11 protein-coding genes are annotated in these 13,166 nt (G+C 68.4%); 3 read left to right on the top strand and 8 right to left on the bottom strand.

Annotation, left to right across the window (positions count from 1 at the left end):
• The first annotated feature begins 167 nt into the window (after positions 1–167).
• Positions 168–1,625, top strand: coding sequence for an MFS transporter (locus FFI87_RS18480; RefSeq protein WP_012366890.1), 1,458 nt, complete (start codon positions 168–170; stop codon positions 1,623–1,625).
• A gap of 62 nt (positions 1,626–1,687) precedes the next feature.
• Here FFI87_RS18480 and FFI87_RS18475 read toward each other — a convergent pair whose 3' ends face one another.
• A complete protein-coding gene (locus FFI87_RS18475) occupies positions 1,688–2,413 on the bottom strand; it encodes a site-2 protease family protein (RefSeq protein WP_011659638.1) in 726 nt (241 codons plus the stop codon).
• A complete protein-coding gene (locus tag FFI87_RS18470; protein ID WP_138849560.1) occupies positions 2,410–3,363 on the bottom strand; it encodes a DUF2167 domain-containing protein in 954 nt (317 codons plus the stop codon). Before FFI87_RS18470 ends, FFI87_RS18475 begins: the two co-directional genes overlap by 4 nt.
• Before the next feature lie 266 nt (positions 3,364–3,629).
• Here FFI87_RS18470 and FFI87_RS18465 point away from each other — a divergent pair, with 266 nt between their 5' ends.
• Both FFI87_RS18465 and FFI87_RS18460 read left to right on the top strand, forming a co-directional pair.
• Complete coding sequence (locus FFI87_RS18465; RefSeq protein ID WP_012366893.1) at positions 3,630–4,478, top strand: helix-turn-helix domain-containing protein; 849 nt, start codon at positions 3,630–3,632, stop codon at positions 4,476–4,478.
• A gap of 535 nt (positions 4,479–5,013) precedes the next feature.
• Positions 5,014–6,741, top strand: coding sequence for a YadA family autotransporter adhesin (locus FFI87_RS18460; protein ID WP_012366894.1), 1,728 nt, complete (start codon positions 5,014–5,016; stop codon positions 6,739–6,741).
• A gap of 86 nt (positions 6,742–6,827) precedes the next feature.
• On the opposite strand, the gene FFI87_RS18455 is transcribed toward FFI87_RS18460, so the two are convergent.
• From FFI87_RS18455 to FFI87_RS18430, 6 genes are read right to left on the bottom strand one after another with little or no spacing between them, the layout of a single operon-like run.
• A complete protein-coding gene (locus tag FFI87_RS18455; RefSeq protein WP_138849561.1) occupies positions 6,828–8,039 on the bottom strand; it encodes an acyl-CoA dehydrogenase family protein in 1,212 nt (403 codons plus the stop codon).
• A complete protein-coding gene (locus tag FFI87_RS18450) occupies positions 8,036–8,893 on the bottom strand; it encodes a hypothetical protein (protein ID WP_138849562.1) in 858 nt (285 codons plus the stop codon). Before FFI87_RS18450 ends, FFI87_RS18455 begins: the two co-directional genes overlap by 4 nt.
• A 56-nt stretch (positions 8,894–8,949) precedes the next feature.
• Positions 8,950–9,606, bottom strand: a complete 657-nt coding sequence (locus tag FFI87_RS18445; RefSeq protein WP_006752338.1) for a methionine ABC transporter permease — start codon at positions 9,604–9,606, stop codon at positions 8,950–8,952.
• Entirely contained in the window at positions 9,599–10,774 is a 1,176-nt protein-coding gene (locus FFI87_RS18440; protein ID WP_138849563.1) for a methionine ABC transporter ATP-binding protein, read from the bottom strand. The genes FFI87_RS18445 and FFI87_RS18440 overlap by 8 nt, the downstream gene beginning before the upstream one ends.
• 18 nt (positions 10,775–10,792) lie before the next feature.
• Positions 10,793–12,211: an LLM class flavin-dependent oxidoreductase gene (locus FFI87_RS18435; RefSeq protein ID WP_138849564.1), complete on the bottom strand. Its 1,419-nt coding sequence runs from the start codon at positions 12,209–12,211 to the stop codon at positions 10,793–10,795.
• 10 nt (positions 12,212–12,221) lie between these two features.
• Complete coding sequence (locus FFI87_RS18430) at positions 12,222–13,082, bottom strand: MetQ/NlpA family ABC transporter substrate-binding protein (protein ID WP_138849565.1); 861 nt, start codon at positions 13,080–13,082, stop codon at positions 12,222–12,224.
• Between the last annotated feature and the right edge of the window lie 84 nt (positions 13,083–13,166).

The raw sequence follows: 13,166 nt of genomic DNA, 5'->3' as shown, positions 1-13,166 counted from the left end.
TTCGCTCATTGTAGCTCAACAGATATGATGTCTGCCGACGACATTTCGATATTTGCGGCGCGCATCGGCAGCGCGGCCCCGTGCGCCAACTCCTTGCCCATTCAGGCTAAACACGATTTCCTGACCCTTTCGCGCCACCCGGCAAAGGGAAAACCCGAGGTTTCTGCATGGCGGCGTTGCTCATAAACTGCCGGTCATGTCATACGACGACGTACCTTAACGTGCCCAACAATCAGACCACCTCCCGCGATCTTCCGATCGAACTCGCCGGCAGCGCGCGCCGGACCGCCGTGCGCTACTGGATCCTGGCGATGCTGTTCGTCGTCACGACGCTCAACTATGCGGACCGCGCGACGCTGTCGATCACCGGCACGCCGATCCGCAAGGCCTTCGGCATCGATCCGGTGACGATGGGCTACATCTTCTCGGCGTTCAGCTGGGCGTACGTGCTCGCGCAGTTGCCGAGCGGCTGGCTGCTCGACCGCTTCGGCGCGCGCCGCGTGTATGCGGCGAGCATCTTCCTGTGGTCGGCGTTCACGCTGCTGCAAAGCACGATCGGCCTCGGCGGCAGCGCCGCGTTCGCGGTGACCGCGCTGTTCGTGATGCGCTTCGCGGTCGGCATCGCCGAGGCGCCCGCGTTTCCCGCGAACGCGAAGGTCGTCGCGAGCTGGTTCCCGACCGCCGAGCGCGGCACGGCGTCGGCCATCTTCAACGCCGCGCAGTATTTCGCGGCGGTGGTGTTCTCGCCGCTGATGGCGTGGCTCACGCATGCGTACGGCTGGCACCACGTGTACCTCTGGCTCGGCCTCGCCGGCATCGCGCTCGCGTTCCTGTGGCTGCGCGTGATGAAGGACCCGGTCGACCATCCGGCGGTGAACCGCGCGGAACTCGAGCATATCGAGCAGGGCGGCGGCCTCGTGCGCTCGACGGCCCGGCCGAGCGCGGCGCGCGGCAGCGACGCGGCGTCCACGGCGCCTGAAGGCAGCCGCGTCGCTGGCTGGTACTACGTGCGCCAGCTGCTGTCGAACCGGATGCTGCTCGGCGTCTATCTCGGCCAGTACTGCGTGAACGTGCTCACGTACTTCTTCCTCACGTGGTTCCCGATCTACCTCGTGCAGGCACGCGGGATGTCGCTGCTGAAGGCCGGCTTCATGACGTCGCTGCCGGCGATCTGCGGGTTCCTCGGCGGCGTGCTCGGCGGGATGCTGTCGGACCTGCTGATCCGTCGCGGCGTGTCGCTGACGCTCGCGCGCAAGATCCCGATCGTCAGCGGGATGCTGCTGTCGATGGTCATCATCGGCTGCAACTACGTCGACAGCGAAGTGCTGGTGATCGTGCTGATGGCCGTGTCGTTCTTCGGCAAGGGAATCGGCTCGCTCGGCTGGGCCGTCGTCGCGGATACCGCGCCGAAGGAAGCGATCGGCCTGTCGGGCAGCCTGTTCAACATGTTCGGCAACACGGCCGGCATCGTCGCGCCGATCGCGATCGGCTACCTGGTCGGCGCGAGCGGCTCGTTCAACGGCGCGCTGGTGTTCGTCGGGCTGAACGCGCTCGTCACTGTGTTCAGCTATCTGGTGATCGTGAAGGACATCAAGCGCGTCGAGCTGCGTCATCGCGACGCGTGAGCTTCGGCGGGAATGGAAGGATGATGACGGCGGCCGCGTGCAAGCGGCCGCCGTTTTTTGCGTCACGCCGCCGAATGCGCGACGCGCAGCATGTCGTGCACGCCGGACGTCATCAGCGCGAGAAACGCGACCAGGCCGATGTAGCAGAGCGCGTAGGTCGTCTTCGTCTCGATCGACGTCGCGTAGTACGCGCGGTTCTCCGGCGCGGCGGGATCGTAGCGCCACGCGCGCTTCAACTGCGGCAGCGCGAGGATCGCCATCACGATCAGGAGCGGGCTCGGCCGGTAAACGAACAGCGCGATCAGCACGGGCACGCCCGCGAACCAGATACGCGGCGACAGCACCGCGGTGATGCGCCCGCCGTCGAACGGCGACAGCGGAATCATGTTGAACAGGTTCAGGAAGAAGCCCGTGTACGACACCGCGAGCAGCAGGTTGCTGTCGTAGTGGCGCGCGGCCGCGTAGCAGGCCAGCGCGCCGAGCGTGCCGACGAACGGCCCGGCCAGCCCGACGTACGCCTCGGTTTCGGCATCGTGCGGCATCTCCTTCAGCTGGATCCACGCGCCGACGAACGGAATGAACGTCGGCAGCCCGACGTCGAGCCCGCGCCGCTGCGCGGCCAGATAGTGACCGGCCTCGTGCACGAACAGCAGCGCGACGAAGCCGGCCGCGAAGCGCCAGCCGTAGAACAGCGCGTAGACCGCGATCGACGCGAGCATGGTGCCCGCCGACATGAGCACCTTGCCGAGCTTCAGGCCGCCGAAGATCAGCAGCAGCAGTTTCGTCATTCCTTGCGCTCCGTCTGCGGCGCGCCGGACGCCTCGGCGACGACCGGTACCGCGGCTGCCTTCGGCTTGCGGCCGAAGAAGCGCTTCAGCGCCGCCGCGCCCCCCAGCAGCGCGATCGCGCCGACCTTGAAGAACTTCAGCGCGAACGCACCGATCAGCGCGAGCAGGCCGAGCTTCTTCGCGCCGACGCCGACGATCAGCGCCGCGAGACCGTACTCGGCGACGTGGTCGGTCGACTTGTTGAAATCGGCGTAGCGCTTGCCGTCGTTGAAGCGGATGTTCGCGAGCAGGTCATCGGCCGAGGGCTTGTACTTCGGCAGATCGGCGAGCGTCGACGCCATCGTCAGCGACAGGTAGCCGTCGCGGCCGAGCACGAGCGTGCGGTAGTTCACCCCGTCGTTCTCCGCGTTCGCGGCCGCGCCCTTGTCGCGGATGATCGCGGACCACACGAGCCGGTGCGTGGCCGCGTCGTATGCCGGCGCCTTCGCCCAGCCGACCACCTCGGTTTCCGGCAGGCCGCGCTCCTTGCGCGCGACGTTGCCTTCCTCGGTGCCGGCCTGCAGGCTCTTCAGCAATTCGTCGGGTTTCCAGTCCTTCGCGTCGTCGTCGCGGATATAGCCGCTCGGCTCGAATGACACGACCGAGATCCAGTCGGCGTCCGGATCCTCGGGCAGCACGAGCCCGACCAGCTTCGATTCGTCGATCGAGTTGCCCATCGAGCGCAGGTAGCGGCCGGCTTCGGCGGCCGGCACGAACGATTCGCCCGCCTTCAGCTTCAGCACGGCTTCGTGCTTGATGTCGATATCGGCCGGCCCGCTGACGACGGCCTTGTTGGCGGCCGCGGCGGCGGCCCTCATTTCGACCTGCGCGGCTTCGGTTTGCGCGTGGCCGCGGGTCGCGGCGAATGCGAGCATCGCCACGCAGGCGACACGGACGGCGAGTTTTTTCATTGTTGGATTCCCCTGGACTGCCTTGTTGTGAATGTGCACGGCATCCGGCCCGAGCGTCGTGGTCGCGGGTCCGGCGCCGCCTCTCAGGTGGCACGGCGGCTATGGTAACGCAGCGTCGCCGTGCGTCAGGGGACGAAATGCAGGGGCGGAAGGGATCCACCGAGTGGCAGCCGGTGGAACCGGCGGAATCGGCGACGCTCGCCGTTCCGGAATGCTTACCTGTCGGGTAATGCCCGGCGCGCGCAGGATTGCCTATCATCGTCACCATGAACTCGACCGCCACCGTCCATTCGCTCCCCTCGTCCGCCGGCCGTGCGTCCGGCATCGGCCCGCTGCTGCGTACCTGGCGTCAACGCCGGCGCCTGAGCCAGATGGCGCTCGCGCTCGAGGCGGAGGTGTCCGCGCGACACCTGAGCTTCGTCGAATCGGGCCGCGCGCAGCCGAGCCGCGATATGGTGCTGCATCTCGCGGAGCGCCTCGACGTGCCGCTGCGCGAGCGCAATGCGCTGCTCGTCGCCGCCGGCTATGCGCCGCTGTTTCGCGAGCGGCCGTTCTCCGATCCGCAGCTCGATGCCGCGCGCCACGCGGTCGAGGCCGTGCTGCGCGGCCACGAGCCCTACCCGGCACTCGCGGTGGATCGCCACTGGACGCTGCTCGCCGCGAACCGGATGCTCGGCGCGCTGGTCGCGCAGGCCGATCCGGCGCTGCTGCAGCCGCCCGTCAACGTGTTGCGGCTGAGCCTGCATCCGGACGGCCTCGCGTCGCAGATCGTCAACTGGCACGAGTGGCGCGCGCATATCCTGCACCGGCTGCAACGGCAGATCGACGCGAGCGGCGACCGCGCGCTGCATGCGCTGCGCGACGAACTGGCCGACTATCCGGCGCCGGCCGGCCAGCGCGACGACATGCATGCACGCACCGACTATGCGGACATCGCGGTGCCGCTGCGGCTGCGCACGGCGGCCGGCGAGCTGACGTTCTTCAGCACGACGACGGTGTTCGGCACGCCGGTCGACGTCACGCTGTCGGAGCTCGCGATCGAGGCATTTTTTCCGGCGAATCCGGAGACGGTGGATGCAATGCGGGCACTGGCGGACGCGTTGCCGGCGGAGTGACGCCGCGACAACGCGGCTCGGGAAGTTCCGGCGCACGGATGCCTTCTTCGAGTGGACGGCCTGTAAAGGTCGGTGCCGCCTGTCGCGTGAGCAGATGCACTCCGGCAGCGCCGCCCTCTCGTCGTCACCAGCCGGCGCGTGATCATCGGGCACCCAACTGCCCGGCGCAGGTGATCGCTCACCGTTTCCTCACGCACACCACCCAGCGAATGTCCGCCGAAACATAGCGTTCAGCCGCCGCGGCAAACATGTGCGCGACTCGAACCCATCAAAATGCGTCGTCGCGACCCGAACTTCGGATTCGCGAAGTTTTGACCTGGCCATGACGGAAGCGAGCAAGTAGGCGCAATCCGTGCCCGGCTCCCGTCGTCTCAAGACCGGCAAACGTTCAATTTTGTTAGTACACCTTTCATTTTTACAGATCGAGAAATCGATGCCTGTCACGAAAGAGACACGAACGAATCGATGCGACCGGGATTGCGGGCGACGCCATGCAAGCCACAACACGATTTTTACATCAAGCTTAGGAAAACAAATGAACAAGCATCAACGAGGGTCGGGAAATTCCGTACAACGCGCACCGCGCAAGTCGAAGATCGCGCTTGCCGTTACAGTCAGCGCAGCCATGGTCGCATTCGCCGCTTCCGCGCCCGCGCGCGCCGACTATGTGCAGAACGGCACGTCGACCGAAACGTCGGCGGGCTGCGTCGGCAACATCGCCATTTCGGGCAGCAGCACGTATCCGGCCGCGGCAACCGGCTGCGACAACGTCGCGATCGGCACGGCGGCCGTCGCGAATTCGGGCTCGTCGACCGGCGCCTATAGCGAAACCGTCGCGATCGGCCGCATGGCGGCCGCGACCGGTACGTTCGCAACGGCCGTCGGCGGAAACGCCGTGGCAACCGGCGACCAGGCGACAGCGATCGGGACGGCTTCGGGCGCAGTCGGCACCCAGGCCACGGCGGTCGGTAACGGCGCGATCGCGAATGGCGCCACGGCGTCCGCCTTCGGCCAGGGCGCATTCGCAGTCGACCAGTCGATAGCGGTCGGTCAAGGCGCGAGCGCCACCGCGACGTTCTCGACCGCCGTCGGCAAGGGCAGCATTGCAGCGGGCGGTACGGCCCTCGGCTTCCAGGCAAATGCCGGCGCGGGCGATGCGGTCGCGCTCGGCGTCGACAGCTCGGCATCGGCGACCGGCAGCGTCGCCATTGCCCGTGCGACGGCCTCCGCCGTGAACGCGGTCGCCATCGGCGAAGGGGCGAACGCCGCCGACGCGAATTCCGTCGCGCTGGGCTCGAATGCGACCACGCGCGCCTATACGACCGTCAATAGCGTGGCGCTCAACGGCGTGACCTACAGCGGCTTCGCGGGCACGCCGGTGGGCGTGGTCAGCGTCGGCAGCGCGGGTGCCGAGCGTCAGATCGTGAACGTCGCGGCCGGGGCAATCAGCGCGACCAGCACGGATGCGGTGAACGGCTCGCAGCTCTTCTCGATCGCCAATCAGGTGTCGACGCTGACGACGGACCTGGCCAACCTCACGACGACCGTCGGCAAGATCTCGTCCAGCGTCCCGAGCGGCACGGTGATGGACCCGACGGACACCGCGATCGGCACGAACACGTCGGTCACCGCGACGAACGGCACCGCGGTCGGCAACGGCTCGAACGTCTCGGGCGACAACGGTACGGCTGTCGGCGTCAACTCCACGGTCACCGCAACGAACGGAACGGCCATCGGCACGAATTCGAAAGTCACTGCGGCCAACGGAACGGCGATCGGCACGGGCTCGAATGTGTCCGGCACGGACTCGACCGCCATCGGCACGAACAGCCGGGCCACGGCGAACAACGCGGTGGCGCTGGGCGCGAATTCGGTTGCCGATCGGGACAACACGGTGTCGATCGGTTCGCCCGGTGCCGAGCGTCAGCTGACCAACGTGGCGGACGGCACCGCGCCGACGGATGGCGTGAACGTGCGCCAGTTGAACGGCGCGATCAACTCCGTGCGCGAGGAAATGTCGAAGTACCGCAAGGACGCCAACGCGGGCACGGCGAGCGCGATCGCCATGGCGAACCTGCCGCAAGCCGTGCTGCCTGGCGAGAAGGTCGTCGCGCTCGGCGGCGGCACGTACGGCGGTCAAAGCGCCATGGCGGTCGGCTTGTCCGTCGCGACGGCGAAATGGCTCGTCAAAGGCTCGGTCACGACGGCGGTGTCGGGTCACGGCTCGTTCGGCGCCGGCGCGGGCGTCGGCTACCGCTGGTAATCGGCTGCGACAGCGACGCGTCAGGACGCCGCTCCTGACGCCGGGCGGTCAGTCATGGGCGCCACGGCGCAAATGGCTGACCGCCGTCACGTATAAAGCGACGCCTGCGGCAATTCCCCCGTCAGCGCAAACCGCCCGACGTCGCGCAGCCGATAGTCGAGCGGATCGTGCAGCGTATGCGTGCGCGCGTTGCGCCAGAAGCGGTCGAGGCCGAGCGACGCGGCCGTCGCGCGTGCGCCGCACGCATCGAACAGCGCCTCGCCGTTGTCGAGCGCCGCGCGCTGCGCGACGATCTTCGCCTCCGACACGGCGAGCGCCACTTCGGCACGTTCGTCGGCCGTCAGCGCGTCGCGCCGCGACCATGCGCACTGCAACTCGACTGCCGCGCGATCGGCCAGCGATGCGGCCGCGACCGCCCGAACGCGCATGTCGCCGAAGCGCTGCAGCGTATAAGGATCGTCGCTCGCCTGCGCGACGCCCGAATGTATCCACGGCCGGCCATGCTTCAGCACATAGTCGCGCGCCTCGGCGAGCGCGCCTTCGGCAAGCCCGACGAACAGGTTCGTCAGCACCAGTTGCGACACCAGCGTGCGCAGCGTCGCGCGCGGCGCCGGCGGCGTTTCGGACCGGTGCAGCACGTCGTCCGGCGCGAGCGTCACGCCGTCGAAGCGCACGCTGCCGCTGTCGGTCTGGCGCTGGCCGATCGGATCCCAGTCCTCGTCGACCGTGATCCCGTCACGATCGGTCGGCACCACGCCGAATACGGTGCGGCCCGTTTCCGGATCGTGCGCGGACACGGTCATCCGCTGCGAGCCGCGCGTGCCCGAGCAGAAGCCCTTCACGCCGTCGAGCCGGTAGCCGCCGTCCGGCGTCGCGGTCGCCACCAGCCGCGTGTCGAGCGGGTTGACCGCATTGCCCCACCACCAGCGATGCTCGACCGTGCCGCGCAGATAGCGTTCGCGCTGGGCCGCGCTGCCCCACACGTCGACGCTCACGACCTGCAGGATCTGGAACCCGACCAGATGTGCGAGCGCGCTGTCGACGCGCGCGAGCTGGCGAATCGTGTCGTAGACCGCCGGCCACGCGGCTTCCTGTCCGCCGAATTCGCGCGGCACCGCGAGCGTCAGCAGGCCGGCGTCGGCGAGCCACTGCTTCTCGTCGGCCGCATGACCGCCCGCGCGATCGCGCGCGGCCGCCGTTGCACGCAGCGAGTCGATCGCGCGCGCCAGCGCATCGGCGTCGATCGCGCGTGCATCGGGATCCGGCGCAAACGTCGCCGGGCCGCGAGGATCGTTCATGCGACGGCTTCCCGTGCAACGGGTTCGTGCGCCACGACTTCGCCGGACAGCGGCACGAGCGCGGCGAGCGGGCGGCCGGTCAGCCGCGACAGGATCTCGCGCCGCCAGTCGTCGTAGATCGCGCGGTACTCGTCGATATCCGCACCGAACACATGCGCGGTATGCGCGTATTCGTCATGCAGATAACCGTCGAGCCGCGCCTGCGTTTCCTCGTCGGCCGCGATCACGCGATCGATCAGCGCCTCGCGCTCCGCGGCCGGCAGCGCCTTCAACGTGTCGAACCACCACTGGACGATCTGCACGCGATGCCACTCCTCGTCCGGACGAATCCGGTTTTCGCCGTGCTCGCGCATCGCGCCATCCGCGATGCGGCCGGTCTTGCGCTGGATCCACAGCTTCGCGAGGATGTGCAGCTCGTAATGCCATTCGAACGCGAGGAAGCCCGCGACGTCGCGCACCGCGATATCGCCGATGCGCGCCCAGTGCGCGGCGACGAGCCGCTCGACTTCCGGCAGCGGATCGCGGCCCGTCAGTTCGGTCACGCGCTCGCGGCCGATCACCGCGTGCGCGCCGTCGTCGCCGAGCTGGCGCGACAGGATCAGCTGGAAATGCGGATCGTCGCGGAACAGCGTGTCGATCGCCTTCGCGACGACCTGCACGATGAACAGGTCGTGCGACGCCATCTTCGTGTAGTAGTCGGCGACGGCGGCCAGCTCGTCTTCGCTGCGCGGCTCGCGCGGCGGCGTCGCGAGCTTGTCGGGAAAGCCGGGACGATGGCGTCGCGCGACGTCCAGGAACAGCGCTTCCTCGAATTGTCCGTTCCATTCGCGCGGTGCGCCGATGGGCAAGGTCATGGGTATCGTTCTCTCAGGGTCTGGAAAAATGAAACGAGCCGCGCTCGTGGCGCCGCTCAGGTACGCCGGGTCACGTGTCGGACCAGGCGGTCGCCCGTGATCTGCACGGCCGATACGAGTGCGATCAGGATCACGATCACGGTCGCCATCACGGTGGTGTCGAAACGCTGGTAACCGTAGCGGATCGCGAGGTCGCCGAGCCCGCCCGCGCCGACGGCGCCCGCCATCGCGGTCGAGCCGATCAGCGCGACCACGGTGATGGTGAAGCCGCCGAGCATGCCGGGCAGCGCCTCGGGCAGCAGCACGTGCCACACGATGTGGCGGCGTTTCGCGCCCATCGCGAGCGCGGCCTCGATTAGCCCGCGATCGACTTCGCGCAGGCTCACTTCGGCAATTCGCGCGAAAAACGGAATCGCCGCGATCGACAAGGGCACGACGGCCGCCCACACGCCGATCGTCGTGCCGATCAGCACGCGCGTGAACGGCAGCAGCGCGACGAGCAGGATGATGAACGGCGTCGAGCGGAACACGTTGACGAGCGCGCCGAGCACGGCGTTCACGCCGCGCCGCTCGTAGATGCCGCCGGGCGCGGTCGTCACGAGGATAACCGCGAGCGGGATGCCGATCAGCGCGGCGACGGCGGCCGACGCGGCGACCATCGACAGCGTGTCGCGGATCGCGTCGAGCAGTTCGGGCCACCAGAGTTCAAACATAGCCGAGCACCTCCGCGTGGTTCGCATGGCGGCGCGCGCGCTCCAGCAACGCAGCGACCGCACCGCCGTGTGCCAGCGACTGCCCGGGCGACGCGGCGATCACGAGGCGCCCCTGCGCATGCCCCTGGATCCGCTCGATCCCGCCATGCAGGAAACGCACCGAGCCGCCGAGCGCCGCCGCGAGCGCGCCGACGTCCGGCTCACCGCCGCTTTCGCCCGTATAGCGGACGTCGAGCACGACCTGCGCGCCGTCCGGCAGTGCGGCCTGCTCCGGCAACGGCTGCACACGTGCGGCCAGTTCGGCCGGCAGGTCATGCACGAGCGTGCTGAGCAGCGCGCGCGTCGCGCCGTGGCGCGGATCGCCGAACACTCGCCATACCGGGCCCGTTTCGACCATCTCGCCTTGCTCGATCACCGCGACCGTGTCGCACACCGCGCGGATCACTTCCATCTCGTGCGTGATCAGCACGATCGTCAGCCCGAGGCGGCGATTGATGTCGGCAAGCAGTGCGAGGATCGACTGCGTCGTCTCGGGATCGAGCGCCGACGTCGCCTCGTCGCACAGCAGCACCTCCGGATCGTGCACCAGCGCCCGCGCGATGCCGACGCGCTGCTTCTGGCCGCCCGACAGGCTCGCCGGATACGCGTCGCGCTTCGCGGCGAGCCCGACGAGATCGAGCAACGCATCGACCTTGCGCGTGCGCTCGGCCTTCGGCACGCCGGCGATCTTCAGCGGCAGCGCGACGTTCTCGAACACCGTCTTCGCCGACAGCAGGTTGAAATGCTGGAACACCATCCCGGTGCGGCGGCGCAGCGCGACGAGCCCGTCCTCGTCGAGCGCGCCGACGTCGACGCCCTGCACGCGCACGCTGCCCGAACTCGGACGTTCGAGGCCGTTCACGAGCCGCAGCAGCGTCGACTTGCCGGCGCCGCTGCGGCCGATGATCCCGAACACTTCGCCGCGCCGCACGTCGAGCGTCACGTCGCGCAGCGCGGCGGCGTGGCCGCGCGGCGTCGCGAACACCTTGCCGACGTGGACGAGCGACACGGCGGCGACGTCAGCCCGCATGGCCGCTTCCAGAGGCGCGCCATGCGCGTCGCGTGCCGCCGGGCGGGCCCGCACGGCCGATGCGTCGATGAAACCCAGCGTATCGAACAGTTGCGTCATCGCTTCGCTCCGTCACGTTCAAGCATGCGCGGGATGCGCGGGTTCCGAGGCCGGCGCGGCGGCCGGCCTGTGCTGCGCGCCCGTATGCCAGGCCGGCAGCCGCGCACCGGCGCCGAACAGCTTCTCGCGCAGCGTCGGCGCGGGATCGTAGTCTTCCTTGTAGATGCCGCGGTTCTGCAGCTCCGGCACGACCCAGTCGACGAAATCCTCGAACGACTCGGGCATCACCGTGCGCGTCAGGTTGAAACCGTCGATGCCCGTCTCGTCGATCCACGACTGCAGCTCGTCCGCGACCTGCGACGGCGAACCGACGATCGGCGCGTAGCGGCCGCCGAGCGACATCTGTTCGAGCATCCGGCGCACGGTCCACGTGCCGGTCGTGCTCTTGCGCGAGATCGCGTCGACGGCCGACTGGATCGAATCGGTCTTCACGTACGAGATCGGCTCGTCGAGCCCGTACTTCGCGAAGTCGATGCCGGTCGAACTCGCGAAATGCGCGAGGCCGGCTTCGGGGCTCGCGTAGCGCCGGTATTCGTCGAACTTCTCTCGGGCGAGAAGTTCGGTCTCGGCGGTCACGACGCTCACGCCGGCGAAAATCCTGATCGAGGCCGGGTCGCGGCCCTGCCGTGCGGCGGCCGCGCGGATATCGAGCGCCGCCGCGCGCGCGGCGGCCTTGCTCTGCCCGTTCACGAACACGCACTCCGCATGCCGCCCCGCGAACTCGACGCCGCGCGCGGACGAACCGGCCTGGTACAGCACCGGCGTACGCTGCAGCGACGGCTCGCTCAGGTGGATCGCGTCGACCGAATAGAACGGCCCGTCGTGCTTGACGCGCCGCACCTTGCCCGGCTGCGCGAACACGCGCGCCTGCGCGTCGCGGATCACCGCATCGTCGTCCCAGCTTTGTTCCCACAGCTTGTAGACGACGTCCATGTAGTCGTCCGCGCGTTCGTAGCGGTCGTCGTGGCCGATCTGCTGCGCGAGGCCCATTCCGCGCGCGGCGCTGTCGAGATAGCCGGTCACGATGTTCCAGCCGATGCGCCCCTTCGTCAGGTGGTCGAGCGTCGACATGCGGCGCGCGAACAGGTACGGCGGCTCGTAGGTCAGGTTCGCGGTCACGCCGAAGCCGAGATGCCGCGTGACCTGCGCCATCGCGGGCACGAGCAGCAGCGGATCGTTGACGGGCACCTGCACCGATTCGCGCAGCGCGGCGTCCGGGCCGCCGCCGAACACGTCGTACACGCCGACGATGTCCGCGAGAAAGATGCCGTCGAACTTGCCGCGCTCGAGCGTCCTCGCGAGATCGGCCCAGTAGTCGAGATCGGTGTAGTGCGCGGAGCGGTCGCGCGGATGCGTCCACAGCCCGTGGTTGATGTGCCCGACGCAGTTCATGTTGAACGCGTTGAGCAGGATCTTCTTGCGGTTCGGCGTCGTCATGTTTCCTCCGTCACCACGCGATCGCGTAAAGCGAGCCGAATGCGTTGTCGAGCGCACGGCGCACCGCCGGCGAGTGCTGGTAGATCGCGATGAACTTGCGGATGCGCGGATCGTTCACGCTCTCGGGCCGCACGACCCATTGGATCGCGAAGTTCTTGTTCTCGGTGCCGTCGAACAGCAGCGCGCTGTTCGGATCGGTCGTGCCGGCGAGCTTGATGAAGCTCGGGTAGCCCTGCGCGAGGTCGACGTCGTCGAGCGAGCGCGCGAGCTGCGACGCCTCGAGCGCGATGATCTTCAGGTGCTTCGGGTTGGACACGATGTCGTGCGTCGTCGCCCGGTAGTCGGCGCCCGGCTTCAGCATGATGAGGCCCGCGCGCTGCAGCAGCAACAGCCCGCGCCCGCCGTTGACCGGATCGTTCGCGATCGCGACGCGCGCGCCGTCCTTCAGCTCGGCAAAGCTTTTCACCTTCTTCGAATAGAGGCCGATCTTCATGATCGTGCCCGGCGCGATCGACACGAAGTTGTAGCCGCCCTGCTTCTTCGCGTTCTCGAGAAACGGGATGTGCTGGAAGTAGTTGACGTCGATGTCCTTGTTCGCGAGCGCCGCGTTCGGCGTATTCCAGTCGGTGAACTCGACGATCCGCACGTCGAGGCCCTGCTCCTTCGCCTCCTTCGCGGCAATCTTCAGCGCTTCGATCTGCGGACTCGTCGAGATGCCGACCTTCAGCGGCGCGGTGTCGGCGCGCGCCCCGCCCGGCAGCGCGACGGCGAGCCACGCCGCGAGCAGCGCGGCCGCCGTCAGGCGGGCCGGCAGGACGAGCCGTGCGAGGCGGACGGCGCACGAGCGGGCGGAAAAAACGGCATGCGGCATGGGAACCACTCTCCTGTCCAAGTACGGTATCGACGGATGCGCGACGCCGCGGCGAACGCGCGTGCGTTCTCCGGACAGTCGTCG

This window comes from Burkholderia sp. KBS0801, from assembly GCF_005937855.2.
Lineage (GTDB): Bacteria > Pseudomonadota > Gammaproteobacteria > Burkholderiales > Burkholderiaceae > Burkholderia > Burkholderia ambifaria.
The sequence above is the reverse complement of the archived record's forward strand: the minus strand, read 5'-3'. Positions and strand labels throughout refer to the sequence as shown.

Excerpts from the sequence above, each read along its gene's own strand:
- FFI87_RS18435 (WP_138849564.1), bottom strand. The coding sequence starts at position 12,211 with ATGACGACGCCGAACCGCAAGAAGATCCTGCTCAACGCGTTCAACATG.
- FFI87_RS18470 (WP_138849560.1), bottom strand. The coding sequence starts at position 3,363 with ATGAAAAAACTCGCCGTCCGTGTCGCCTGCGTGGCGATGCTCGCATTC.
- FFI87_RS18445 (WP_006752338.1), bottom strand. The coding sequence starts at position 9,606 with ATGTTTGAACTCTGGTGGCCCGAACTGCTCGACGCGATCCGCGACACG.
- FFI87_RS18430 (WP_138849565.1), bottom strand. The coding sequence starts at position 13,082 with ATGCCGCATGCCGTTTTTTCCGCCCGCTCGTGCGCCGTCCGCCTCGCA.
- FFI87_RS18455 (WP_138849561.1), bottom strand. The coding sequence starts at position 8,039 with ATGAACGATCCTCGCGGCCCGGCGACGTTTGCGCCGGATCCCGATGCA.
- FFI87_RS18480 (WP_012366890.1), top strand. The coding sequence starts at position 168 with ATGGCGGCGTTGCTCATAAACTGCCGGTCATGTCATACGACGACGTAC.
- FFI87_RS18465 (WP_012366893.1), top strand. The coding sequence starts at position 3,630 with ATGAACTCGACCGCCACCGTCCATTCGCTCCCCTCGTCCGCCGGCCGT.
- FFI87_RS18440 (WP_138849563.1), bottom strand. The coding sequence starts at position 10,774 with ATGACGCAACTGTTCGATACGCTGGGTTTCATCGACGCATCGGCCGTG.
- FFI87_RS18450 (WP_138849562.1), bottom strand. The coding sequence starts at position 8,893 with ATGACCTTGCCCATCGGCGCACCGCGCGAATGGAACGGACAATTCGAG.
- FFI87_RS18460 (WP_012366894.1), top strand. The coding sequence starts at position 5,014 with ATGAACAAGCATCAACGAGGGTCGGGAAATTCCGTACAACGCGCACCG.
- FFI87_RS18475 (WP_011659638.1), bottom strand. The coding sequence starts at position 2,413 with ATGACGAAACTGCTGCTGCTGATCTTCGGCGGCCTGAAGCTCGGCAAG.